1 protein-coding gene is annotated in these 2,295 nt (G+C 69.4%); it reads right to left on the bottom strand.

Annotated elements, in window-relative coordinates:
• A partial coding sequence (locus tag ACWCP0_RS42015; RefSeq protein WP_451083970.1) for a type I polyketide synthase occupies nucleotides 1–2,295 on the bottom strand: 2,295 nt, incomplete at both ends.

Genomic DNA, 2,295 nt, shown 5'->3' with positions numbered 1-2,295 from the left:
CCAGGATTCGACGAGGCGGTACATGGCGACTTCGATGGCGAAGAGGGCGGGTTGGGTGTATTCGGTGCGGTCCAGGCCGTCGCCGCTGGTGATGACGTCGGTCAGCGGGCGTGTGAGCAGGGGGTCGAGGGCGGCGACGGTCTCGTCGTAGGCGGTGGCGAAGGCTGGGAACGCCTTGTACAACTCCTGTCCCATGCCCGTCCGCTGGCTGCCCTGCCCGGTGAACAGGAAGGCGGTCTTGCCGTTGGTCCGTGAGTCGCGCAGCAGGCCAGGGGCCGTTCCGCCGTCCGCCAGGGCGCGTACGCCCTCCAGGAGTGCGGTCCGGTCCGTGCCGACGAGCGTGGCGCGGTGTTCGAGCGCCGCGCGGCTGGTGGCGAGGGAGAGGCCCAGGTCCGCTGCCGTGTGTTCGGGATGCCGCTCGACATGGGCCGCCAGGCGCTCGGCCTGGGCGCGCAGAGCTTCCCCGGACCTGCCCGACAGGACCCACGGGACAACCGGCACGGGCGTCGTCTCCGTGGCAGTTGCCACATCGGCATCCACGGTCGGGGCCTGCTCGATCACCACATGCGCGTTCGTGCCGCTGATGCCGAACGAGGAGACACCGGCTCGGCGCGGACGTCCCCGGTCGGACCACGGCCGCTGCTCGGTGAGCAGTGAGACGGCCCCCGCCTCCCAGTCGACGTGCCCTGTCGGCTGGTCGATGTGGAGGGTTTTGGGGAGTAGGCCGTGGTGCATGGCCTGGATCATCTTGATGACGCCGCCGACGCCGGCCGCTGCTTGGGTGTGGCCGATGTTGGATTTGAGCGAGCCAAGGTGGAGGGGTTGGCCTGTGGGGCGGTTGTGGCCGTAGGTGGCGAGGAGTGCCTGGGCCTCGATCGGGTCGCCCAGCCTCGTACCGGTGCCGTGCGCCTCAACGACGTCCACATCGGTGGGCGCCAGACCGGCGTTGGCCAGGGCCTGGCGGATGACGCGTTCCTGGGAGGGGCCGTTGGGGGCGGTGAGGCCGTTGGACGCGCCGTCCTGGTTGACCGCCGACCCGCGCACCAGGGCGAGCACCCGATGTCCGTTGCGCCGTGCGTCGGACAGCTTCTCCAGTACGAGCAGGCCGACGCCCTCGCTCCAGCCCGTGCCGTCGGCGGCGGCCGCGAACGGCTTGCACCGGCCGTCCGGGGACAGGCCGCGCTGCCGCGAGAACTCGACGAACGACATCGGAGTGGCCATGACCGTGACACCGCCGGCCAGGGCCATGTCGCACTCGCCCGACCGCAGCGCGTTCACCGCCAGGTGAAGGGCGACGAGCGACGATGAGCAGGCCGTGTCGACCGTGACCGCCGGACCCTCCAGGCCGAGTGTGTACGAGACGCGACCGGAGGCGACGCTGCCCGCGTTGCCGCCGGCGAGATAGCCCTCCAAGTCATCGGGAACACGCCGCAGTTGCGATCCGTAGTCGTGGTACATCACGCCGGCGAACACGCCTGTGCGGCTGCCGCGGAGGGCCGAGGGAACGATGTTCGCGCTCTCGACCGCCTCCCAGGCGGTCTGCAGCAGCAGGCGCTGCTGCGGGTCGGTGGCGAGTGCCTCGCGCGGGGACATCCCGAAGAATTCCGGGTCGAAGAGGTCCGCGTCGTGCAGGAAGCCGCCTTCGCGGGTGTACGAGGTTCCGACGTGGTCCGGGTCCGGGTCGTACAGGTTCTCCAGGTCCCAGCCCCGGTTGTCCGGGAACTCACTGACCGCGTCGACGCCGTCGGCGACCAGTCGCCACAGGTCCTCGGGAGAGGACACCCCGCCGGGATAGCGGCACGCCATCCCGACGATCGCGATCGGCTCCGTGGATGTCATGTCCGCATCCGTGTCCGCGCTCCCCCCTGCGGCTGTGACGCGACGCGTAGCAGCCTCGTCCGTGAACAGCTCCGAGGCCAGATGCGCTGCGAGGCTGTCCGGGTTGGGGTGGTCGTAGATGAGGGTGGCGGGGAGTTTGAGGCTGGTGGTGCTGGTGAGTTGGTTGCGGAATTCGAGGGCGGTGAGGGAGTCGAAGCCGAGTTCCTGGAAGGGGCGGTTGGGTTCGATGGTGGTGCTGTTCGTGTGTCCGAGGACTGTGGCGGCCTGGGTGCGGATGAGGTCGGTGAGGGTCTGGTGGCGCTGGGCGGGGGTGAGAGGGGTGAGCTGATGGGTGAGGTTGGCGCTGTTGATGGTTGTGGTGGTGGTGGTGGGTCGGGTTGGTGTTGGGGCGAGGTTTTTGAGGATGTGGGGGAGGGTGTTGTGGTTTTTGCGGAGGTTGGTGGTGTTGAGGTGGGT

Source organism: Streptomyces sp. NPDC001970 (assembly GCF_053594115.1).
This window is presented reverse-complemented; position numbering and strand designations above follow the sequence as displayed.